This is a genomic window from Nonomuraea sp. NPDC003709 (genome assembly GCF_040610775.1).
Classification (GTDB): domain Bacteria; phylum Actinomycetota; class Actinomycetes; order Streptosporangiales; family Streptosporangiaceae; genus Nonomuraea; species Nonomuraea angiospora_A.
In genome coordinates, this window is sequence record NZ_JBEXMW010000048.1 from 1 (window position 1) to 23,357 (window position 23,357).

At 69.0% G+C, this 23,357-nt stretch carries 16 protein-coding genes; 8 read left to right on the plus strand and 8 right to left on the minus strand.

Annotated features, from left to right (window positions below; genetic code table 11):
• Nucleotides 1–31: 31 nt before the first annotated feature.
• The 3 genes from ABZX61_RS62535 to ABZX61_RS62545 form a co-directional block, all read right to left on the minus strand.
• Nucleotides 32–601, minus strand: coding sequence for a DUF2637 domain-containing protein (locus ABZX61_RS62535; RefSeq protein WP_355211960.1), 570 nt, complete (start codon nt 599–601; stop codon nt 32–34).
• Between the two features lie 74 nt (nt 602–675).
• Nucleotides 676–2,019 (minus strand): tyrosine-type recombinase/integrase, encoded by a 1,344-nt coding sequence (locus ABZX61_RS62540; RefSeq protein WP_355211963.1) that lies wholly within the window; start codon nt 2,017–2,019, stop codon nt 676–678.
• Between the two features lie 540 nt (nt 2,020–2,559).
• On the minus strand, nt 2,560–3,699 hold the full coding sequence (locus ABZX61_RS62545) for an FAD-dependent monooxygenase (protein ID WP_355211965.1): 1,140 nt from the start codon (nt 3,697–3,699) through the stop codon (nt 2,560–2,562).
• A gap of 121 nt (nt 3,700–3,820) precedes the next feature.
• On the opposite strand from ABZX61_RS62545, the gene ABZX61_RS62550 reads away from it, so the two are divergent.
• Complete coding sequence (locus ABZX61_RS62550) at nt 3,821–4,435, plus strand: TetR family transcriptional regulator (protein WP_355211968.1); 615 nt, start codon at nt 3,821–3,823, stop codon at nt 4,433–4,435.
• Between the two features lie 26 nt (nt 4,436–4,461).
• Nucleotides 4,462–5,433 (plus strand): acyltransferase family protein, encoded by a 972-nt coding sequence (locus tag ABZX61_RS62555; protein ID WP_355211971.1) that lies wholly within the window; start codon nt 4,462–4,464, stop codon nt 5,431–5,433.
• 185 nt (nt 5,434–5,618) lie between these two features.
• Here ABZX61_RS62555 and ABZX61_RS62560 read toward each other — a convergent pair whose 3' ends face one another.
• Nucleotides 5,619–6,917 carry an NB-ARC domain-containing protein gene (locus tag ABZX61_RS62560; RefSeq protein ID WP_355211974.1) on the minus strand — a complete coding sequence of 433 codons (1,299 nt, stop codon included), beginning with the start codon at nt 6,915–6,917 and terminating at the stop codon, nt 5,619–5,621.
• Nucleotides 6,918–7,100: 183 nt separating this feature from the next.
• Here ABZX61_RS62560 and ABZX61_RS62565 point away from each other — a divergent pair, with 183 nt between their 5' ends.
• The 3 genes from ABZX61_RS62565 to ABZX61_RS62575 are packed head-to-tail and all read left to right on the plus strand — an operon-like array spanning nt 7,101 to nt 13,770.
• Entirely contained in the window at nt 7,101–10,625 is a 3,525-nt protein-coding gene (locus ABZX61_RS62565) for a WD40 repeat domain-containing protein (RefSeq protein WP_355211977.1), read from the plus strand.
• The gene (locus ABZX61_RS62570) at nt 10,616–11,308 is read left to right on the plus strand and encodes a hypothetical protein (protein WP_355211980.1); all 693 of its coding nucleotides are present in this window, start codon (nt 10,616–10,618) and stop codon (nt 11,306–11,308) included. The genes ABZX61_RS62565 and ABZX61_RS62570 overlap by 10 nt, the downstream gene beginning before the upstream one ends.
• Nucleotides 11,305–13,770, plus strand: a complete 2,466-nt coding sequence (locus ABZX61_RS62575) for an NACHT domain-containing protein (protein ID WP_355211983.1) — start codon at nt 11,305–11,307, stop codon at nt 13,768–13,770. Before ABZX61_RS62570 ends, ABZX61_RS62575 begins: the two co-directional genes overlap by 4 nt.
• A gap of 42 nt (nt 13,771–13,812) precedes the next feature.
• Here ABZX61_RS62575 and ABZX61_RS62580 read toward each other — a convergent pair whose 3' ends face one another.
• Together ABZX61_RS62580 and dnaE are read right to left on the minus strand one after the other, a co-directional pair.
• On the minus strand, nt 13,813–14,154 hold the full coding sequence (locus ABZX61_RS62580) for a DUF6300 family protein (RefSeq protein WP_355211986.1): 342 nt from the start codon (nt 14,152–14,154) through the stop codon (nt 13,813–13,815).
• Nucleotides 14,151–17,705, minus strand: a complete 3,555-nt coding sequence (gene dnaE, locus ABZX61_RS62585; protein ID WP_350724253.1) for a DNA polymerase III subunit alpha — start codon at nt 17,703–17,705, stop codon at nt 14,151–14,153. Before dnaE ends, ABZX61_RS62580 begins: the two co-directional genes overlap by 4 nt.
• Nucleotides 17,706–18,077: 372 nt before the next feature.
• Here dnaE and ABZX61_RS62590 point away from each other — a divergent pair, with 372 nt between their 5' ends.
• From ABZX61_RS62590 to ABZX61_RS62600, 3 genes are all read left to right on the plus strand, one after another.
• Entirely contained in the window at nt 18,078–18,956 is an 879-nt protein-coding gene (locus ABZX61_RS62590) for a potassium channel family protein (protein ID WP_355211989.1), read from the plus strand.
• Nucleotides 18,957–19,372: 416 nt separating this feature from the next.
• On the plus strand, nt 19,373–20,059 hold the full coding sequence (locus tag ABZX61_RS62595) for a hypothetical protein (RefSeq protein ID WP_355211992.1): 687 nt from the start codon (nt 19,373–19,375) through the stop codon (nt 20,057–20,059).
• A 157-nt stretch (nt 20,060–20,216) separates the two neighbouring features.
• Entirely contained in the window at nt 20,217–21,779 is a 1,563-nt protein-coding gene (locus ABZX61_RS62600; RefSeq protein WP_355211995.1) for a DUF4214 domain-containing protein, read from the plus strand.
• A 37-nt stretch (nt 21,780–21,816) separates the two neighbouring features.
• On the opposite strand, the gene ABZX61_RS62605 is transcribed toward ABZX61_RS62600, so the two are convergent.
• Both ABZX61_RS62605 and ABZX61_RS62610 read right to left on the minus strand, forming a co-directional pair.
• The gene (locus tag ABZX61_RS62605; RefSeq protein WP_355211998.1) at nt 21,817–23,061 is read right to left on the minus strand and encodes a hypothetical protein; all 1,245 of its coding nucleotides are present in this window, start codon (nt 23,059–23,061) and stop codon (nt 21,817–21,819) included.
• Nucleotides 23,062–23,074: 13 nt separating this feature from the next.
• Entirely contained in the window at nt 23,075–23,230 is a 156-nt protein-coding gene (locus tag ABZX61_RS62610; RefSeq protein ID WP_355212001.1) for a hypothetical protein, read from the minus strand.
• Nucleotides 23,231–23,357 lie beyond the last annotated feature (127 nt).

Genomic DNA, 23,357 nt, shown 5'->3' on the forward strand with positions numbered 1-23,357 from the left:
TGCTACTCGAAGGATCACGCGATGGCCGTCTTCATTTCACGACGCCACGCCTGTGACCAGGCCAAACTCGTACACCACTCCCGTGGACGCAACCCGAACTGCAGCCTCCATCGCCCGCCTCATACTCAGCGGACGAACGAGAAAGAGAGGCTGGAGCATGCTCCTCGGTGCTCTTTTGCGCTTCACGAGCCTGTCTCACCTGGCCCATCAGCATCTCGTAAGCGCCGATCAAGGCGAAGGAAGGCCAGGCGGCGACGATGCGGGCAATTGTGGAAGGGTCGGCGACCGTAACATTGGCGCCTAGACTCGCCAGGCTGCCCACGATCAGGAGTGTCCAGGCAAGGGGGCTGCCTCGCTTCCCATGTCGGCTCGCGTAGAGGATGGACATCGAAGAGGCGACGATCATGCCGTCGACGCTCAGCGGGACCAATGCCGCTGACCACGCCTCCTCGCCGTGTCGAATGGCGAGTTCGTGCATGTGACGGTAGCTGACAAACGCGGCAATCCCGGCGAGGATCGCCACCGCCGCCGTTGTGGTCCGGCGAATGATCGCATCTGAGGTTGGCGCCCTCCAGCCTTGGCCAGGTGTACTGCCATTCAAGAGACTTGGCCCTCCTCGTCAGGGTTGAGGATCAAGGTCTGTCCGGGGGCGCATGCACTCGGACAGATCCCTTCTTATCGTGCTGAACGGTTGCGGATCTTTGAGAACGCGTCCAAGGCGGTCTCGTCCGCGTCGTCCAGCGTGTGCAGGTACTTCTCAGTGGTGGCGATGGAGGCGTGGCCGAGTCGTTCTTTGACTACTTGAAGGTCAGCACCGCCAGACAGCAACCATGAGGCGTGCGCGTGGCGAAGGTCGTGAATTCGGACGTTGATCGTGAGTCCGGCCTTGGCCAAAGCGGGCTTCCATATCTGCTTGCGGAACGCTTCGGCGGGAATATGTCCATCCGTCTCTCGGACGGCCCGAGGACGGCGAGGCTTGTCCGCGCCTTTGATCCGGCGTCGTTCGGCACGGTACTGAGCGAGAGCGGCCCGGCAGTGCGGGCATCGACATTTCCCTATGTTGTAGGCCATCAGGGTGCCGTGCTGGTAGGTCTTTCCCCCAGCGTCAGGCCTTGTGAATCCGAGAGCGACTGGTGACGAGGCCGGCGGGGGAGCTGTGGCCGTGAGTTCTACTCGCCAGGTGAACAGGAGATCGTCCGGGTCGAGCTTGTTCTGCTTGATATGGGCTGCCAGCTTGTCCGCCAGCTGTTTGCTGATCTTGAAGCGGCGGAACTCCTTGTCCTTCGGGTATTCCTTGATGAGGAAGCGCCCGCCTTGGGGATGGAACTTGGGATTCAGCTCGACAACGGCTCGGCTGATCGTCAGGATCCTGGTCCTCGGCTCGAGATCCCGCACGCGCAGCTCCGTAAGCTCGCCCCAGCGCAGTCCTGTTTCGATGTCGGTTTCGACCAGCAGGCAAGCGTCTTCGTTGGGCAGCTCCTGATAGAGGACGTCGAACTGCTCCGGGGTGATGATCGTGCGGGGCTTGGCCGCGACGGGCGGGGACTTGACGCCCTTGCAGGGGTGCAGAAACGTCACCTGGTCATTCAGCGCAGTCGTGAAGATCGCGCTAAGGATGATCTTTCCTTTTTGGATGGTCACGGGCTTTGTCCCGGCGGCTTTCGCTGCAGCGATCCAGGCCCGGACGTGTTCGGGCATGATGTCGATCATCCGCATGGATCCGAACTCTGGGATCAGGTGCTTCCGGATGACGTACGTGTAGTTCTGCCGGGTACTGGCTTCCATCTCATGGTTGGGAAGCCAGGTATCTTCGACGTAGTCCTTGAATGGTTGGCGGCCTCGCTTGGAATCCCAAATGCGTCCCTTGGCAGCCTCGGACTCGGCTCGCTGCCATGCCTTGTCGGCCTGCTTCTCCGTGGCGAACGTGCCAGCGTGCCGGATCTGGCCCTTCAGGTCCCGGTAGACGGCCGCGTAACGGACCTTGCCGCCCGTGCCGATGCGTTGTCGAGAGAATCCCACCGGCGCTCACCCCTCTCGCTGTGTGATCTTCTGCCACCGATTTGCCATCAGGACGGTGTGGCACGGACCGATCTCCGATGACACTCGCTGGCACTCAATCGTCGTTCTACCTGCAATTTTACGGAGCAGGTAGTTGATTGACTACAGAGGGTTGAACGTGCGGTAAAGGCTGATAAGGAAGAGGTCCCAGGTTCAAGTCCTGGTAGCCCCACAGAGTTTCACCAGCTCAGAGGCTAGATCCCAAGATTGCGGATCTGGCCTCTTGATCGTTTGACCGTCATGTGACGGCGGCGGGGTGATGCCGTGTTCAAGTAGATTCTCCGGTCTTTCCGAGGATCTTGAGCGGTGTCCTGCAGAGGGGCCTTCAGCCCAGTCGAGAGTCTCTTGCCGCCTGTGCCCGCGCCGACACGCCCTCCAGGTCGAGAAACAGGGCCTCCAGGTCTCGCGCGCCTCGGCCTCGATCGGCTGCGCAGCGCGTTCTCAGTCTGCGGGGCCCCGCTCGCCGTGCTGTCCGCGTGGACCGGTCTGAGAGGCGGTTGATCAGCTCGCCGCGAACATCTGTGCCGCCAGGCGCCGCGAGTTGTCGATGGCCGCGAAACCACGCGGCAGCATGATTGCCTGGTAAGCCGCAACGGCTTCGACCAAAGATTTCCCGCCTCGTGCGGCGGAAAGGATTTCATCCGCCAGTGTGGCGGCGTCGGCCAGCGCGGTGTTCGCTCCGGCCCCCGCAGTGGGCGGCATGGTGTGGACCGCGTCGCCGAGCAGGGTGATCGGGCCCGGCGCCCACGCCGGTATCCGTTCGCTGATCCGGAACGTGATCGGGAAAAACGATTCGGTGTCGGCGCGGGCGTAGATTTCGCGAATAGCCGGATGCCAGTCGGCGACGGTGTCCGTCGAGAGTTTCCACAGTTCTTCCGACGACATGCGAAACAGCCTCTCGTCCGTGACGCCGAGATGATCCGGGGTCGCGACGAGGGTGACCATCAGGTAGTCCTGCGGCCCGTCCACGGGGGTGCGGAACCGGACGGTACCAAACCCGGCGCCGCACGTGCTGCCACCCGAAACCCAGCACAGACCACGCTCGAATTCCTCGGGAGACAACGATCCGGTGAGGGGCATCCGGCCGTACACACACCGCAGACCGAAGTCGTGCACCACCGCTCCGGGGAGCAACAGGCGCCGAACGGCTGATCCGACGCCGTCCGCGCCGACCAGCAGATTCCCCTCGTCGCTGCCGCCTTCGGCGAACTCGACCCGCACCCGTCCCGAGCCGGTCACCTGATAGCCGGATACTGTGCGCCCGAACCGGACGACGTCCTCGAGGCCGGTGAGCAGGCCCTGGCGGAAGGTGTTGCGGTCGACGGCGGTGAGCTGGTCGGCGGGAATGTCGGGGAAGTGCTGTGTGAACACCTGCCGCAGCCCGGTGGTGAAGGTCGTCACCAGATCGCCGTTGCGGCCGCTGGTGCGGCGCAGCACTGCCAGTACGTCCGGTGGGACGCAGTCGGCCAGTGCTGCGTTGCCGGTCGGGTCGAGGTGGATCCGGTAGCCCTGGTTCCGGGTGCGGGGTGTCGGGTCCTGCTCGTAGACGACGACATCGAGCCCGGCATGGTGCAGCGCCTGCGCGAGCGCCAGGCCGCCGACACCGCCACCGGCGATGAGAATCCTTGTGCTTTCCGGCATTTCACTCCCCTTGTTGGCTGCGAGGCCCCAATGGTGCGCCTGGGGAGCAACGCTGTCAAGCGTTCATTTGATACATTCAAACGGCCGCTTGATAGAACCAGGTGAAGATATGATCGCGTGCATGTCCGCGTCGAAACCCCGAAGGTCCCCCAAGCCGCAGGAGCGGCAGCGCGATCCCGAACGCACCCGCGCGCTGATCCTGGACGCCGCGATGGCCGAGTTCGGCGCGCATGGCTACGCGGGCGCCCGGATCAGCGCGATCGCCGCCCGCGCCGGAGTGAACGTGCAGCTGATCTCGTACTACTTCGACGGTAAAGAGGGCCTGTACCAAGCCATTTCGCGGCAGTGGCAGCAACGACAGGCCACGCTGGCGCCCGCGGGCACGCCGTTGCCGGAGCAGCTACGCCGCTATGCGCTGGAGGCATTGCGCAACCCGGACGGGGTCCGCCTGCTGGCCTGGAACGGGCTCGAATACACCGGATCCGACGCGCACCCGTCGGCCGGCATGTTCGGCGAAACCATCGACGAGCTGCGGAAACGGCAAGAAGCCGGTGAACTGCCCGCCGATCTCGATCCAGCCTGCCTGGTCGTCATGCTGATGGCGATGACCATGGCGCCCACCACACTGCCGCATATCATCGAGGGCACCTGCGGCGTCGACCCGCGCTCGTCCGAATTCCTCGACCGGTTCGCCGGCCAGGTAGCCATCCTGGCCAGGCACCTCGGGCTCGGCTGAGTGGTACCACAACTCGCCTTCAGAACATGGCCGTGCAGCTGTCCTACTGGTTCATGCCGCTGCTGTTCCTGCTGGCCGGCTCGGCCGGCTTCTACGCGCTCAAGCGCAGGTCGGCGGGGCGCTACGTCAGCGAGCGGGTGTCCAGGCTGCTGGTGCCGCTGCTGTTCGGCGTGCTGGTCGTCGTTCCGCCGCAGGCGTACTACGCCATGCGGTTCCACCGCGGCTACGAGGGCTCCTACGCCGGCTTCCTGTGGAAGTACTTCACCGACTTCTCCGACTGGTCGGAGTACGAGGGCGGGATCTCGCCTGCGCACCTTTGGTTCATCCTGTTCCTCTTCCTCATCTCGGCCGCGCTTGTGCAGCCGATGCTGGCTCTGGTCAGGCGCGGCTACACCCCGGGCTGGTTGCGGCGGCCCCTGCCCGCGCTGCTGCCGGTCGTGCTGCTGACCGCGCTGTCGTACCTGCCTGAGGTGGGCGGGAAGAACATCTTCGTCTTCGCCGCCTACTTCATGCTGGGCTTCCTCATCGCCACCGACGACGCGATCATGGACATGATCGAGCGGTGGCGCCCGCTGTTTCTGGTGCTGGCGGTGTGCGGGGGCGCGGGTGTACTCATGCTCGGCGGTCAAGAGGGCCTGCCGGCGACAGCCGTGCGCGACCTCGCCTGCTGGACGGCGTTGCCGGCCATGCTCGGGTACGGCAGGCGGCACCTCAACGGCGGGTCGAAGGCGTTGGCGTACTGCAACGAGGCGGCCTTCCCCATGTACGTCCTGCACCAGACGTTCCTGGTCGCCGTGGGCTTCTACGTTCTGGAGCACGCCGACGCCGGGACCCTGCCGTACGTGCTGATCATGACCGTGTCGTTCGCGCTGAGCCTGACCACCTACGAGGTCGTGCGACGCTGGGGACCCACCAGATTCGCCCTCGGCCTTGGCCGCCGGAAGACGTCCGCGGTCGTCGGGTCCGGCTCAACAGGCGGCACGGCCCGCCCGAGCTAGGGCACGTTCGGGGTTCGGATCAGTGTGGACGACGCGGGGCTGGGCGACGGTGAGCAGCAAGCGAGTCGGGTATGCGTGGGATGAATCCGCCGGCCTCCCAGCGGTCCTGCGCGGGCGCAGGTTGTAGACCTCGCGGATGAACCGGCCGGATCGGCGCGGCCCGCGTACTGGCCAGGCGCCGCCGGCTACGTCAGTAAGGCGGTGTGGCAGCGGACCCGGAGGGGCGCCCTGACACCGTCCGGCGGCCACAGCGCGGAGGCGTGCGCGTGGATCAGGTCGTGGAGCCGGTACAGGCCCGGGGCCGGCTCCTGCAGGAGGTGGGCGTTCAGGAGGTGGTCCAGGAGCCGGATCGCCTGGGTGGTGGTCGTGTTCAGCAGGGCAGCGGCGGTGTCGAGGTCGAAGGCCGGGTGGAGGGCCGAGCCCAGGAGCCGGTAGGCCTCTTGCTGGTCGGTGGGCAGGCGTTCGTAGGAGCGGTCGAAGGCGGCGGTGACGCTTTGGTGGCCGGCTGTCAGTTCGGTGAGGCGGTCGGCGGCCAGGCGGTCGAGCAGGTGGTGGGCGTTCCAGGCGGGGTGGGCCTGGAGGCAGGCGGCGGCGATGCGGATGGCCAGGGGGAGGAGGCCGCAGCGGCGTACGATCTCGGCCAGGACGTCCGGAGGCGTGTCCCCGTCGCATCCGGCAGTGCGGCTGAACAGGGTGATCGCCTCTGCCAGAGGCAGGGCGTCCAGGGACAGGATGCGGGCGTTGCCCGGGCAGGTCAGGCGGTGGCGGCTGGTGACGATCACCTGGCAGCCGGGGGTAGCGGGCAGGAGCGGGTGGAGCTGGCGCTCGTCGGCGGCGTCGTCCAGGACGATCAGGAGCCTGCGGCCGGCCAGGACGCTGCGGTACAGCGCGGCGCGGTCGTCCAGGTGCCACGGGATGTGTTCCGCCGGGACGCCCATGGTGCGGAGTATGCGGGCGAGGGCGGCGCCCGGTTCAACCGGTGCCGTCGCCTGGGCGTGGCCGTGCAGGTCCACGAAGAGCTGCCCGTCGGGGAAGCGAGGGGCGAGGCGGTGGGCGGCGTGTACGGCCAGCACCGTCTTGCCCGTCCCGGCCATGCCGTTGACGAAGACGACGGCCTCGTTCAGCTCAGGCATGGTGGTGGTGTGGTCCTCCACGATCGCGAGTTCGCGTTCCCGGACGCCCGGCGTGGCGACGTCGGCGGGCAGCTGCCGGGGGATGGTCCACGGCCTCGGGCCGGTCACAGACGGGTCAGCCAAGGCTGTGGTGGGGCGGCCACGGGCGACCGCGTTCAGGGTCGCCCGTTCCGCACCGTCCAGCTCCAGCGCCTTCGCCAGCTGCAGAACCGAGGTGGTCCGCGGCTGCAACAGCCCGTCGTTCTCCAGCCGACGCACCGTCCTGACATTCAGACCCGCCCGTTCGGCGAGTTGCTCCTGCGTCAGCAGCGCCCTCCTGCGCCACATGCGTAGCAGCGTCCCCAATGACATCCCGACACCCCCGTCTTCTTCGGCGGTCCTGCCCCCGCGAACAACCACGACCATCGAAACCGCGTCCCGGCTGTTCAGGCCACTGGTCGGACGGCATTGGACGGAATCGGACGGGGCGGATGAATCCGGCTATCCGCGCAAACGTGATTGAGGGCGTGCGGGCGATTGGCCAGAATGAGCGCCATGGGCGAGCGAGGCGGGGCCGGCCGATCCCACGATGTGTGCCCTTACCAAGGTCTGGTGCCGTTCGAGGGCACGAAGGCCGAACTGTTCTTCGGGCGTACGCGGGCGACCCGCAGCCTCCTGGATCGCCTGGGGAGGCGGCTGGCGCGGCACGGATCCATCCTGCTGGTCTCGGGCGCCTCGGGGGTGGGCAAGTCGTCGCTGCTGCGGGCAGGGCTGATGCCGGCGCTGGCGGAGGGGATGCTGCCGCTGGCCGGGTCGAAGGACTGGCCGCGCCTGCTGGTGACGCCGAGCGCGAAGCCGTTCGGCGCGCTCGCCGGGGTGTGGGTGGGGGAGTTCGGCGGGCTGGTCGAGACCGTGGCCGAGCGATTACGGGAAGATCCGGGGGAGGTCGTCGCGGGAACCGGGCGGTTCGTGCTGGTGGTCGACCAGTTCGAGGAGCTGTTCACCCTGGTGGGCGACGAGCGGGAGCGACAGGCGTTCGTACGGGCCCTGCACGCCCTGGCCGAGGGCGCGGACGGCGGCGGGGTGATCGTCGGGGTGCGCGCCGACTACTGGGACCGGTGCGCCGCCTACCCGCAGTTCGCCGAGGCGATCCAGGACGGTCAGGTCATCGTCGAGCCGATGACGGAGCCGGACCTGCGGCTGGCCATCACCGGCCCCGCGGCCGCGGCGGGCCTGGAGCTCGAACAGGGGCTGGTGGAGATCATCCTGGCGGAGCTGCGCGCCGGCGACCGGTACGAGGCCGGCGCCCTGCCCCTGCTCTCCCAGGCCCTGCGCAACACCTGGGAGCGGCGCGAGCAGGACACCCTGACAGTCCGGGGGTACGAGGACTCCGGCCGGGTACGCGACTCCGTACGACGTACGGCCGACGAGGCCCTCGACGGGCTGCGGCCGGACGATCGCAAGGCGGCGCTCAGGTTCTTCCGGCGGATGACGACGATCACCGCGGGCGGCCGGGTGGCGCGGCGCCGGGCGACGCTGGCCGAGCTGCACGCCGCCGCGTCGGCACGTTCGGTGGAGGACCTGGAGCGGACGGCGGCGCTGCTGTCCGCGTTCGCCGACCGGCGCTTGCTCACCCTGCACGAGGACAGCGCCGAGATCGCCCACGACGCGCTCCTGACGGCCTGGCCCACCCTGCGGCAGTGGCTCGAACCGGACCTCGCCGCGCAGACGGTGTACGACGGGCTCCTGGAGGCCGCCGCCCAGTGGGCGGAGAACCACCGCGACCCGGCTTTTCTCTACCGGGGACCCCGGCTGCTGGCGGTCCAGGACAGCCGGCCCCGCTGGGAGCGCGACCCCGACAGCTTCCCCCCGCCCGGCGCCACCGTGGAGAGCTTCGTCGCGGCCTCCACGCGGGAGGCGCGGCGGGTGACCCGGCGCCGCCGGCTCGTCATGTCGGGTCTGGCAGCGCTGTCGGTCCTCGCCCTCGCCGCGGCCGGCACCGCCGTCAACGCCGCGGCCGACGCGAACTGGCAACGCGGTCTGGCCAGCTCCCGCCAGCTGGCGGCGCAGAGCGAGGTCACCGGCGACACCGCCCTGGCCTCGATGCTCGCCGTGGCGGCGTGGCGGATCGCGCACACCAACGAGGCCAGGAACCGGGTGCTGACCGCGGCGACCCGTACCGGCAGGGGGACGCTCACCGGGCACCAGCGGGGCGTCACGGCGGTGGCGTTCACTCCCGACGGCGCGACCATCGCGACGGGGGGCGACGACGGGACGGCGCGGTTGTGGGACACGGCGACGCGGCGGCAGCTCGGCGCTCCGATCACCCGGGCGAAGTACGACTGTTCGAGCGTGCGGCTGGATTTCAGCCCCGACGGCCGGACGCTGGCCACGGCGTGCCTCGACAGCGTCCGGTTCTACGACGTGGTCACCCGTCGCGAGCTGGGCGCCCAGGTGAAGGCCGAGGGGGTCGTGACGGCGCTCGCATTCAACCCGGACGGGAGAACGCTGGCGACCGGCGACAGCAGAGGCGTGGTCCAGCAGTGGGACGTGGCCACGCGCCTCCCGCACGGGGCTCCCATGGGCCGTCCGGACGAGGGGCACGCCATCCACGGGGTGACGTACAGCAGGGACGGGAAGATCCTGGTCACCGCCGGGGAGGACAAGACCGCGCGGCTCTGGGACACCGCCACCTCCCGCCAGCTCGGCGCCCCCTTCACGGGGCACACCCAGGCCCTCGGCGACGCGGCGCTCAGCCCGGACGGGTCAACCCTGGCAACCGTGAGCTGGGACCGTACCGGCCGGGTGTGGGACGTGGCCACGCGCAAGCCGAAGGGGATGCTCAAGGACCGCACGGCCGGTTACTACTCGGTCGCCTTCAGCCCGGACGGCACGCGGATCGCGACCGGCGGGGACAGCGGCCGCACCGTGGTGTGGGACACGGCCAGCCGGCAGCAGCTGTTCGCGCTCTGGGACAACTACGCCAGTGTCGACGACATCGCGTTCAGCCCGGACGGGAGTGTGCTGGCCGCCGCCAGCAATGACGGCGTGGTCCGGCTGGCCGACCCGCAGGTCCTCCAGCAGAAGGGGACCCGCGTGCCGGCGCAGGGGGCCGTCGCGCTGAGCCCGGACGGGCGGATTCTGGCCACCGGCGTCGCCGACGAGAAGAGCCCCGACCTCCAGCTGTGGGACGCGGCCACCCAGCGTCCTCTCGGCCCGCCGCTGCATCCCGAGGGCGCCCGCCGTGCGGCGGCGTACCGGGTGGAGTTCACTCCCGACGGGCGGACACTCCTGTCGGAGGGCGCGGACGGGATACGGCTCTGGGACGTCGCGAGCCGCCGCGAGGTCGCGCACGAGAAGTCGCTTCACTGGGCCAGGATCAGCTCCGATGGCAGGTTCGTCGCCGCCCAGCGGGACAAGTCCATCGTGTTCTGGGACATCGCGAGCCGCAGGGACACCGGAGCGCGCATCACCGTACGCGACGGCACCGACGTCATCACGGCGATGACGATCAGCCCCGACGGCACGATCGTGGCGACCGCGGGCTTCGACAACCGGATCCGGTTCTTCGACGTCGCCACCGGCCGGGAGCTGCCCGGCCCGACGTTCACGGCTCACGGCGGATTCGTCAACGACCTGGCCTTCAGCCCCGACGGGCAGCGGCTGGCCGTCACGGCCTACGACAACAGCGTGCGCCTGTGGGACGTGCCGCAGCGCCGTGCGGTCGGCATCGGCCTGATCGCCGAGGAGGGCATGACGACCTCGCTCGCCTTCAGCACCGACGGGAAGGTCCTCGCCACCGGCCTCACCAACGGTGAGGTGCAACTCTGGGACCTGCTGACCTACCGGCGGCTCGGCCCCGCGATGAAAGGCCACACCAAGGGCGTGACCGACCTCGTCTACAGCGACGACGGGACGACGGTCGCCACGGCCTCGGGAGACAGGACCGCGCGGCTGTGGAACGTCCGCACACCCCCCGACCTGGTGGCCGCGGCGTGTGCCAACGCGGGCCGATCCCTCACCCGAGAGGAGTGGGAGAATCTCGTGCCCCAGGAGGAGTACCGCCAGACGTGCACGTGATCCTGGACCCGACCACGGAGAGAACACGGATGTTCCTGCGAGGCTTACGGCGGCGGACAGGCAGACCCGTCCCGGAACTGGTCGCGTTGTTCCGTTCGATCGTCGAGGGAGGCCGCGACTTCCACCCGATCGCGTCCGACTTCCTGGAGCACTTCATGGACGGCGCGGGCGCGTCGAGGACGATGTCACTGCGGTGGCTGCGCTCGTTCAAGGTGATCAAGAAGGCCGAGCGCAAGAATCAGCGCCGGTTCGAACGGCAGCTCGCCCGTACGGCGCGGCAGCTGCGGGAGGGGGAGTCGAGCTGGTTGCACGACTACTGGGACGCGCGGATCAACGCCTTCATCGGTACGGAGCTGTTCTACGTCAGCAGGATGAGCCTGCTGCGCTCGCAGGGGTCGTTCGTGCTGACCAGGGACGGACCGGAGGTACGCGTGTCCGGCACGGTTCGCCACCGCTGGTTCGACCCCTACGACTGGGACCGCGGCCGCTGGGTGTACATCCCCCGGCACGGGTTCGTGCCCATCGCGGTCGGCCGTGACCTGGTGGAGGCCGACGAGGCCCGCAACTTCCTGATGGAGTCGCGCCACGTGCAGACGCTGGAGGGCCGGTGCCTGGAGGGCCGGTGGCCGCGGCGCGGCAGGGACGAGTTCGGCTGGGCGCTGGTGCGGGCGGGAGAGGAATGATCGAGGAGCGTCCCCGTCCGCCCGATCCCGCCGAGGCGGGCAGCACGGCCGACTTCGTACGGTCGCTGGCCCGGCTCAAGCAGTGGGCGGGCGAGCCGTCCCTGAGCAAGCTGCGTTCGCTCGGCGGCCAGACGACGGCCACGGACGGCGCCACGGTCGACGCGTTGCCGAAGAGCACGGTCTCGCACGTCCTGCGGCAGGCCGACCGGCTGCCGCGGTGGGATTTCGTCCGGGCCTTCGTCACCGCCTGCTTCCACTACTGCGACTACCCGGCCGAGCTGATCCCCGGCGAGCTCGAACGCTGGCGGGCGGCCAGGACGGCCCTGGCGAAACCGTCCGCGTCCGTCCCCGAGCCGCCGGCGACGCCGGCCGTCTCCACGCCCGATCCCGCCGTCGAGCTGCTGACCCGCCGCGTGGTCCGCGAGGAGGACAGGGCGCGCAAGGGGCTGCTCGGCGGCTACAACCTCGCGGCGCTCTCCTTCAGCCTGTACGGCGACACCGGCGAGACCGAGTGCGACCTGCACACGATCGGCCGGTTCTTCGGCGACCTGGGCCTGCGGCGCCTGCTGGTCGTGGGCGAGTCGGGGGCCGGCAAGACGGTGCTGGCGATCGAGCTGGTGCTGCAACTGCTGGAGCCCGTGCTCGCCGCCGGCGGCCGGCTCGACCAGGGGCAACTGGTGCCGGTACGGCTGAGCGCGGCCCGCTGGACCCTTGGCAGGCCGTTCGAGGCCTGGCTGGCCGAGCAACTGGCGCAGGACTTCGGGCTCGCGGCCAGGGACGCGCAACGGCTGGTACGCGATCGCCGGGTGCTGCCGGTGGTGGACGGGCTGGACGAGCTGGACCCCGAGCCGGCGTGGGGCCCGCCGCGCCGGGCGATCGGGCTGCTGGCCGAGCTCAACCGCTACAGCGACCTGTCCGGCCGGCGACCGGGCGCGGTCGTCGTGACCTGCCGCGCCGACCGTCACGCCGAACTGCGCGAGGCCGGGGCCGGGCTCGACAACGCCGCCAGGATCCACCTGCACAACCTGACCGGCCAGCAGATCGGCGCGTACCTGCGCACCCGCTGGCCGGACGGGCACCTCTACGGCGCGCACCGCGAGGCCATCCACGGGGCGCTGTCCGGTCCGGCGGGCAAGGCCGTGCACGCCGCTCTCGCCACACCCTGGCGGCTGGTGCTGACCGTGACCGCCGTGGAGTCCGGCGCCGATCCCGCCGGGCTGCTCCGCGTGGATCCGGGGCTCGACACCGGTGAAGGGGTGGCACGGATTGTCAGGAGGCTGCTGGAGGCGTACGTGCCGGCGGCGACCGTGCTGACGCCCCGTACCGCCCACGGGGCTCCGTACCAGGCGGAACAGGTGCGGTCGTGGCTCGTGCACCTGGCCGCCCACCTGCGCTGGCAGGCCGCCCGGGGCGCCGAGGTGGACCGGCCGCCGCCTGGCCTGACGGCGATCGACATCGTTCCGCACCTGCTGTGGCCGATCGGCGGCAGGCGGCGGGTCTGGGCGCTGCACTGCCTGGTCTGCGCGCTCTTCGCGGTCGTCGCGATGCTGGCGTACTGGACGGGGTCGGCGGCTGACGATGCTGGAGCCGGCCCTGAGCGGCTGCTCACCCTGACGCTCATGGCGGGCTGGGTGGCGATCGCCACCGGCCTGTCGTTGTCGCCCTGGCCGGCCGCCGCCGGTGGGCGCAGCGAGGTCCCCCGCCGGCGGCGCGTGATCGGCGGCCTGCTGGGCGCCCTGGCGGGCACGCCCGTCGGGGTGCTCGGCGGCCTGGCCGGACTCGTGCTGACCGAGGGGAAGGTCTTCGGGCCCGGCTTCGCCGTCGCCGCGGGCGGCACCGGAGGGCTGGTGCTGGGCGCGGTCATCGGGCTGACCGCGGCAGGACAGCGGGGCGCCGAGCGGATGACCGTCCCCGAGGTGCTCCACGCCGAGCCCATCACGCTGCTGGGCTTCGGGTTGTGCGGCGCGATCATCGGGCTGGTGCCGCTGCGGCTGGCCCACGCCGGCCCGCTGCCGCTGGCCGTGGGGCTCGCCGGGACCTTCGCCCTCGCCTTCACACTGGGGGTCGTCTTCAAGATCGCTACCGGGGGCTGGAGCAGGGATGCCGAGCTGGCCCACCCGCGGGAGGCACTGCACCGCAACCCGACGATCGGGCTGGCCTTCGGCCTCACCGGCGGCGTCGGCGCCTTCCTGGTGTTCGTCATGAACACCGGCGTCGTGGAGTCGCTGGTGTGCGCGCTCGTCGGCGGCGTGACCTTCGGGCTGTCCTTCGGGGCGATCGCCTGGGCCCGCACGATGATCGGGCTGGTCGTCGCGGCCATGCGCGGCCTGCTGCCGCTGCGGTTGTGGGCCTTTCTCGACTGGGCCTGCGAGGCCCGGCTGCTCCGGGTCAGCGGCGCCACGTACCAGTTCCGGCACCGGGAGCTCCAGGACTTCCTGACCCCCTCCGACGATGACCGGTGAGCTCAGGGCCGCTCGGCTGCGTGTGGCTCGCCTGGGCGGGCGTCAAAGCTCGCTGCGCCGCCACTGCTCGATCTCGTCCTCCAGCGCCTGCTCATTCAGCATCGGTACGAACACGTCGGTCGCCCATGCAGTGAACAACCGCACGAACTCGTGGTCCTCGTCGTCCGGCTCACCGTTGACGTGGAACCACGAGATCAGTGGGGCGGCGTGCGGATCATCCGTGTCGCAGTCCGAGCACAGCACCACCCCGGTGTAGCCCTCCACCCGCGTGCCGACGGCGTTGTACCAGCCGTTCGGCACGCGTGCGTACAGCAACCCCTCTCGGCCGCAGCGGGGGCACCCCGGCGCGTCGTCGGAGCTGATGACCTCGATCCGCCGGCTCAAAGCGACAGTGCTTCAGGCCCGAGCAGCGCCTTGATATCGGCGGCGAAGCTCGGTTCGGCGTTGACCGGCCACTCCGGTAGCGACATCACCATGACCTTGCCCGCCGGCCGCCGCAGGTTGATGTGCAGCGGTACGCGGCCCTGGTGCATCTTGAGCACCTGGCGCAGTTCGTCCAGCAGGGTCGGAGTGATGCGCTCTTCCCGCAGGAGAAGCGTGATCGGGGCGCCGGACTCGCTGTTGACGCCGGACACATCGATGAGGGCCATCTCCTGGGCGAAGACCGAGATCGCGCCGTCCCGGTTGTTGATCTGGCCCTTCACCGACACCACGATGTCCGGCCGCAGCTCCGGCCCGTACAGCTCGTAGTTGCGGGGGAAGAACAGGCATTCGACGGCGGCGTCCATGTCCTCGACCGTGAGGATGGCCCACGTGTTGCCTGCCTTGTTCACCCGCCGGTCCACCTTGGTGACCAGGCCGGACACCTGGACGTCGCCGCGGTCGTCGCGGCCGCTGTCCAGCAGGTCGGCGATCGTGGTGTCCCGGTTCCTGGCCAGGAGCCGCTCGGTGCCGGCCAGCGGGTGGTCGGACACGTACAGGCCGAGCATCTCCCGCTCGAAGTCGAGCTTGGTCTTTTTGTCCCACTCGCCTTCGGGGACGGCGATCGTGAACGCCGCGTCGTCGCCGGTGTCGTCCATCCCGCCGAACAGCGAGTCCTGGCCGTGCGCCTCATTCTTCTTGATGTCGATGACGGACTCGACGGCCTGCTCGTGAATCATGAGCAGGCCCTTGCGCGGATGTTCGAGGGAGTCGTACGCGCCCGCCTTGATCAGCGATTCGATGACGCGCTTGTTGCAGGCGGTGAGCGGCACCTTGCCGAGGAAGTCGTTGAAGTCGGTGAAGCGGCCCTTCTCCTTGCGGGCCTTCACGATCCCTTCGACGACGTTCTCCCCGACGTTGCGGACCGCGCCCATCCCGAACCGGACCTGCGTGTCCCCGACCGCGACGAAGTCGAGTTGGGAGTCGTTGACGTCGGGCGGGAGCACCTGGATGCCCATCTTGCGGCACTCGGCCAGGTAGACGGCCGCCTTGTCCTTGTCGTCGCCCACCGACGTGAGCAGGGCGGCCATGTACTCGGCGGGGTAGTTGGCCTTCAGGTACGCGGTCCAGTAGGCGACCAGACCGTAGCCGGCGGTGTGGGACTTGTTGAACGCGTACCCGGAGAAGGGCAGCATGACGTCCCACAGCGCCTGGATCGCCTCGTCGCTGTAGCCGTTGCCGCGCATGCCGGCCTGGAAGTTGGCGAACTCGGCGTCCAGGATCTCCTTCTTCTTCTTGCCCATGGCGCGGCGCAGCAGGTCGGCGCCGCCGAGGGTGTAGCCGGCCAGCTCGCGGGCGACGGCCATGATCTGCTCCTGGTAGACGAGCAGATGGAAGGTGGGGCCGAGGATCGGTTCGAGCGCTTCCTTGAGCTCCGGGTGGATCGGCTCGATGTCCTGGCGGCCGTTCTTGCGGTGGGCGTAGTTGGTGTGCGCGTTGGCCGCCATCGGGCCCGGCCGGTAGAGGGCGAGCACGGCGGCGATGTCCTCGAACCGGGTCGGTTCCATCAGCTTCAGCAGCGACCGCATGGGGCCGCCGTCGAGCTGGAACACGCCGAGCGTGTCGCCGCGGGCCAGGAGCTGGTAGGTCTTGGCGTTGTCGAGCGGCATCGTCAGGGTGTCGAGCTCGACGCCCCGGTTCTGCTTGATGATCTTGATGGCGTGGTCGATGATGCCCAGGTTCCGCAGTCCCAGGAAGTCCATCTTGACCAGACCCATGTCTTCACAGGACGGGTAGTCGAACCCTGTGATGACCACGCCGTCCTTGTCCCGCATGTGCATGGGGATCAGGTCCAGCAGCGGGGTCGAGGACAGGATGACCGCGGCGGCGTGCACGCCGGTGCCGCGGATCAGCCCCTCGATGCCGCGGCCGGTGTCGATGACCTTCTTGACGTCGGGGTCGTTCTCGTACAGGGCGCGGAGCTCGGTGCCCTCGTTGTAGCGGGGGTGGCTCTCGTTGAAGATGTCCGCGAGGGGGACGCCCTTGCCCATGACATCCGGTGGCATCGCCTTGGTGATCTTGTCGCCCATCGCGAACGGATAGCCGAGAATCCGGCTCGAGTCCTTGACGGCGGCCTTGGCCTTGATCGTGCCGAAGGTGTTGACCTGCGCGGTGAACTCACTGCCGTACTTCTGGGTGACGTAGGCCACCATGCGATCGCGCTGGCGGTCGTCGAAGTCGAGGTCGACGTCCGGCGGGTTGATCCGCTCAGGGTTGAGGAACCGCTCGAACAGCAGGCCGTGCTCCAGCGGGTCGAGCTCGGTGATGCGGGTGGCGTACGCCACGATCGAACCGGTAGCCGATCCACGGCCGGGCCCGACCGGGATGCCGTTGTCACGGGCATATTTGCAGATGTCGGCCACGACGAGGAAGTACGAGGAGAACCCCATCGGACCGATGACCTTCATCTCGGTCTCGTACCGATCCATCACCTCGGCCGGAATCGGGGTGCCGTACCGCATCTCCAGGCCGCGCTCGCATTCCTTGCGCAGCCACGACTCCTGGGTCTCCCCCTCGGGCACGTCCGGATAGTCGGGCATCCGGTCCACCTGGGCGAACACGTCGCCGTAGTCGCCGATCATCTCGGCCACGAGCAGCGTGTTGTCACATGCCTCGGGCAGCTCCGGGAACAGGGCGTACATCTCGTCGGCGGGCTTGAGGTAGTAGCCGGATCCGTTGAACCGGAACCGGTTCGGGTCGTCCTTGTTCTTGCCCACGCCGACGCACAGGAGGCTGTCGTGGGCGTCGGCCTGGTCCTCGGTCACGTAGTGGGAGTCGTTGGTGGCCAGCAGCGGAATGTTGAGCTGCTTGGCCAACCTGAGCAGGTCCTCCCGGACCTCCCGCTCGATGCTGATGCCGTGGTCCATGAGCTCCAGGAAGTAGTTCTCCTTACCGAAGATCTCCTGGTACTCGCCGGCGACCTTGACGGCTTCGTCGTACTGGCCCAGCCGGATCCGGGTCTGCACCGCGCCGGACGGGCAGCCGGTCGTGGCGATGATCCCGGTCGCGTACTGCGAGATCAGGTCCTGATCCATGCGCGGCTTGGAGTAGTAGCCCTCGAACGACGCCAGGGATGACAGCCGGAACAGGTTGCGTAGCCCGTTCGCGTCCTTGGCCCACATGGTCATATGGGTGAACCGGCCACCGCCGGAGACGTCCTTGCCACCCTCGCCGTCCGCCACGCCGGTCTCGGCCCGCTGCCCCCAGAACACCGGCTTCTTCACGAACCGGCTGTGTGGGGCCACATACGCTTCGATCCCGATGATCGGTTTGACCGGTGTGCCCGACGCGACCTTCTGGAACTCGTACGCACCGAACATGTTGCCGTGGTCGCTCATGGCGATCGCCGGCATGTCCAATCGTTCGGCTTCTTTGAACAGCGGCTTCAGCTTGGCCGCCCCGTCCAGCATGCTGTACTCGGTGTGGACGTGCAGATGCACGAACGACTTGCTCACCCGTTCCCCCAACTTCGCATCGGCCCGGATCCTCGCATGAGCCTATTCCGTCTCGCGAGGCTCATGGGGCATCGCGCCCGGAGGGCGGGAAGGTTGTTGCCAGGCTGTTGTTGACGCTGCGTGAAGGACATACCACACCGACCGTGAGCTGGGGAAACGCCTGTGTCTTGGGTCCATACCCGCTGTTCGACAGACTCGAACGTATGAGCGAGCCGCGCAGTCCGACCGCCTCCGATACGGCGAGTCTGCGTTCACCGACGGTGCCTGCGGCCTAGGCTCCAAGCGCGGCCCGGCTCGGGCGGCAGATCCCCCCGGCCTTGGCTGCACGGATCGTCCAGCCGCTCCACAGGACAGCCACTGCGGGAGAGACGAATGGAGTGGTTGGTCTCGCTGCTCGGGGCCGCGCTCATCATGGCCGCCCTACGAGACCTGTTCCACACGCTCTGGCACCCCACCCGCCACGGAGGGCTGAGCCGGCTCGTCATGGCGGCGTTGTGGAAACTGGCCCGGCATCTCCGAGCGCGCAGGCGCGTTGTGGGGCTCGTCGGTCCGCTCGCCATGGCGACGGTGGTCGGCATGTGGGCCGTCACCATCATCATGGGCTGGGCCATCGTCTACTGGCCCCACATGCCGGAGGCGTTCGCCTTCGCACCCGGTTCCGGGCTGTCGCAGGAGCCGGCACTCCTCGACTGCGTCTACCTGTCGCTCGTCATGGTCGCCACCCTCGGGCTCGGGGACATCGTGCCTGTCGCAGGCTGGCTCCGCGTGGTCTCGCCCCTCGAAGCTCTTATCGGCTTCGTCCTGCTGACGGCCACCGTCTCCTGGGTGCTGGAGATCTATCCGACGCTGACCCGCCGGCGAGTGCTCGCGATCCGGTTGGCGTTGCTGCACCGCTCGGACCCGTCCATGCGGCAGCTCGACTGCGCTGCGGGTGCGTCATTGCTGGGAAGCCTGGCCACCGAGGTGGTGCGTGTCCGTATCGACTTCACCCAGTACGCGGAGGCCTACTACTTCCATGACGGTGAGGACCACTCGTCCCTGGCGGCCACGATCGGCTATGCCACTCGCCTCGCCCAGCGCGGGCAGGCAGCCCGACGGGCAGATGTGCGCCTGACGGCCGACCTGCTCGCCGGTGCGTTGGAAGACCTCGCCACCATCCTTGACCAGCGTTTCCTCCACACGAATGGATCACCTGCGGAGGTGTTCGCCGCGTACGCGGCCGACCACGGCCGTGCCCTCACCGGGGCCTGAGCGCTGCTCATCCCATCGGCCCGGCGACCCGCTCGGCCCTTTCGACCGCAACGCCTCCAGCACGGGTGTGCCGGACTCGGGACGGTGCGGCGGGCGAATTCCGCATAAATGCAAGGGTGCCGTCACGATCCGACATGGCGCCGTGTGTCGCATCAGCCGCCTCTGTCCGCCGGGCCATAGTGGTCGAGCCGGCTGCCTCTTCAGGCGAGCGGGTCTGCACCCCGGTCTCCACCACCGGTCCGCCGAGCCACGCGTGGCCCTGAAAGGTCCGCACGACACAGGCACGACAGGGCGCGTGCGCGTCCATGAACGAGAAGGCTTCCACCACTCGCATGACCAAGAGGGACCGAATCCGAGAAGCGGGCAGAAAGCCTCGGAGGCTGGCGCTCAGCGTGCCACAGATCGTGGGAAGCGCGATGGCCGCGGTCACGGCGGCGGTCGCGGCGTCGTACCTGGGCGTCGCCGGCACGGTGATCGGCGCCGCTGTGATGAGCCTCGCCAGCACGGTGGCCACCGACGTTTACACGCACTATCTCAAGCGCACCGGCGACAAGGTCAGGCAGCATGCCGTGAGCGCGTGGCACGAGCGGACAGCCGAGGCGGGTGATGGCGCGGCGCGGCGGTCCGCGCGGGCCGGGGCACTTCTGAAGGCGTTGCCGTGGGCCAAGCTGGGTGTGGCGGCCGCGCTGGTGTTCTGCGTCAGTATGGGCGGCATCCTGACCTACCAGGTGATCGTTGATCAGACGGTGGCCGACCAGGTGACCGGCAAGTCCCGGAAACGGGCCGAACCCCGCAAACCATCTTCCAAGAAGAGCAGGCACGCCGAGTCTCCGGCTCCGGCTCCGTATCGGGAGTCAGCCACCTCGACGCCGACAGGCGCGTCTCCGTCCTCCACCCCCTCCACATCACCGACCACCCGCACCCCCACGCCGGCCCCCACTCTGACGCCGAAGCCGACGCAGAGCGTGCCGGAGCCGTCCGAGCCTTCCACTTCGGAAGGGACTCCCGACGTGACCAGGCAGCCCCCGGCGCCAGGTCAGGGTGGGCCCGCCGGCTCGCCCTCCGCCACGCCGCCGGGCACTGTGCACATAAAGCTCTTCTGAATGTGGCGAAAGACTGGCTGCCGCGCCGACCAGTCGTAGGTGAGCGTGACCTCGGTCTCGGAGGGACCGAGCGGCGCAAGGTCGCAGCGCCGGCGATACGTCCATATTCGTTGAAGCGTCGGCGTGGCGACGTCCGGCCTCGGTAGCTTTCGACGCCGTGAGACGTACGATCTGCGCTGTATTGGCGTTCCTCTCGACGTGCCTGTCGGTGGGAGCGACGCCCGCGACGGCGGCGGGAAAGGTCCCGGCCCAGTTCTTCGCCAAGCTGTACAGCGAGGCCCTGGGCAGGATGCCCGACCCCAGCGGCTGGTCCGCGGCGGTCGGCGACTTCGCCGCCAAGGGCTGCTCGCCGGACCGCGTCAGAGATTTCGCGCGGGGCTTCTACACCTCGGCAGAGTTCATGGCCCTGAACTACGACGCCGAGGAGCGTGTCCTGGCGCTCTACCGGGGCGCGCTCAACCGCGAGCCCGATCGGAGCGGGTTCGACCACTTCACCGGGCTGCTGACCGGGGGCGCGCGGAGCTGGCCGCAGATCGTGGACGCGATCGTCTCCAGCGGCGAGCTGGCCTCGCTCGCCGCGACCATCTGCGGCTCGTCCGCGAGCTACCACTACGGCACCGCGCCTGCCCTGACGCTCACCCCCAAGGGCGCCGGGTTCGCGGGCGGCACGGGCGAGCAGCTTCAGGCGCTGCTGGACGCCACTCCCGAGGGCGGCACGGTGTACCTGGCGGAGAAGGCGGTGGTGCGGGTCGGCGCGATGCTGGTCATACCCCCTGGTCGTACGCTGGCCACCACCGGGACGCCGTCGCCCCGCGAGTATGCCCGGCAGGGGCGCCTGGTGCGCGCTGCCTCCTTCGGCGAGCCGGTCGTGCGGCTGCAGAGCGGCGCCCGCCTGCGTGGCGTCTGGGTGGACGGCCAGCGCGGCGCGTACACGAACTTCACCTTGAACGCCATCAACGTCCAGCTCATGGGCGGCGACGGCACCGAGGTCAGCGGCTCGAAGATCTCTGACAGCCGGGGCTGGAGCAGCTTGCTGGCGCTCGGCAGCGGCGACAATCGGCCGTGCCCGAGGGCCGTGATCAGCGGCAACCTTGTCACCGCGTACTCGTCGGAGCATGTGATGCACGACGGCGTGGGCCGCTGGACCGACGGCATCTCCGTCTCCTGCGAGAACGCCGTCGTCGAGGGCAACGGGATCGTGGACGCTACGGATGTGGGGATCGTGCTGTTCCGTTCGAGCCCAGCGACCCAGCGTTCGAGCGTGCGGGGCAATGTCGTGCTGAACGCAGGTAATGCGGCGTACGGGGCGATCGTCGTGGACGCCCTGTACGGCGGGGACGTGACGCACGACTTCACCGGCGCGACCGTGTCGGGGAACGCCTTCTGGACCGGCCCGGACACGCACGCCGACATCGGCATCGCGGCCGGGACCCGGATGTGGTTCGGCGAGCGCGCCGACGACGGCGCCGGGCTGTCGGTACGCGACAACACCACCAACGGCCTGACGGCGGTCGTCGGCACCGGGATCGCGGTCGGCGGCATGAACCGCGCCACCGTCCAGGGCAACGACCTGCGGCTGTCGGTGCGGGCGATCAGCTCCTGCCCGCACGTGAACTTCGGCGTGGACCAGGAGGGGCACGCCCAGGACGGCGACTTCCAGCCGGGCGCCACGCCGGTCGACTTCACCAACCCCTCCGGGGGAGGCTGCATAGGCCACTGAAGCCCCCAGGGGGGTCCGAGAGGTCGTACTGTTCCTGTCAGCCGAGCCAGCTCGCGACCTGCGACTTGACCCCGGGGTACCAGCCGAGTTGGAGATGGTTGGCACCGGCGATCAGCGCGGTGCCGGCCACCGTACCGATGCCCACCGTGGACAGCGCGCTGCTGACGAACACCACGCCGTCGCTGGGTCCCCGGTTCTCGTTGTAGATGCCCACGACGCTGGGCGACCCGCCGGCCAGCAGGTACGTCGCCACCGACGCCGGCACACCCGCCTGCTGGATTCGCGAGATCAGCGAGCCCGCGTTGATCGCGGCCTGGATGCCGGGCCCGGAGGTGTAGAAGCCCTGTCCGCCGTAGTACGTGGTGTACCAGTCCTGCTGCGTCTGGTCGATGCCGTGGGTGCCGTCGAAGCGCGCCAGCATCTGCCGCTGCCCGGGATAGCAGTCGAACCCGCCGGCGGGTACGAACGAGAACTCCGGATGGTTGGCGTAGATGCCGTAGCAGGTCATGTACGTGTGTGGCGCGGGGGAGTTGACGCTGCCGCCGCACTCCGGCCAGATCGAGAAGTCGTGCGCCCAGCCGTGAGCGAACGGATAGTCGTAGCCGGCGTTCGGGCCGCCGAGCGTGATGAGCTTGCGCACGTCGCCGGCGTACGAACGGCCCCAGCTCGGCTTGACCGACGACACGTACATCCGCGCCGACATCTCACCCTTGCTCCAGCCCACCAGATCCACAGCGGACACCCCGAGCTTGGCCTTGATGATCGCGATCGCGTCGCCGACCTCCTGGGCCTGCATCAGGTTGTCGCCTTCCTTGTGCGCGAACCCGATGGCGAAGACCCGGTATCCGGCGTTCGACAGGTGCTGCATCAGGCCGGTACTCGGGCAGCTTATGGCGCCGCAGCCGAAGCCGCCGGACTCGCCGGGATTGGCCCACGCCCGGTCCGGATTGTCGTTGGCGCCGTGGACCAGCAGTACCGGAGTGGCCTTGGGGTTGGCGTTCCAACCGGGTGCGTGGTACAGCAGGAACCGGCCGGAGAACGGCCGCTTGACGCCGCCGAAGAAGCTCAGCCGCTGGCCGTCCTGATCTCCGCGGCCGTCCGGCGGGTAGCTCTCTTGGGTGAACCCGGACGTGGTGTCCAGGTACCGCTCCACCGAGGACCAACCGTTCGCGACATTGGCGTACGTGGCTTCCAGCGTCAGGTACGAGGGGGTCGCGGCATGGGCCGCGGTCGGTACGAGCAGTGCGGTCAGCATCACCGCGACCGTCCATAAGCAACGCATTTGGGCCTCCTGTCTACGGGATTTCGGCGACCGCGGCGGCAACGCGCGCGGCGAGCAGGATCGTGTGGTGGCCGGTGTCGTCGACGGTGCGCGCCGGCATCCGGGAGCCGGGGCATGGCGGCGAGGCCGTGGAGGCCGGCAGGGCGGGCATGACGGTCGTGTCGGGCATGAGTGCTCCCTGAGTCGGTCGGCAACCCCGAGACCGGCCGCCATCGTCACTTGAGCGCCGTGGCCGTTCCAGTGCCGCCCGCCACACCTTTGCCGCACCGGACGTGTGCGTGCGGCACATCCGTGGA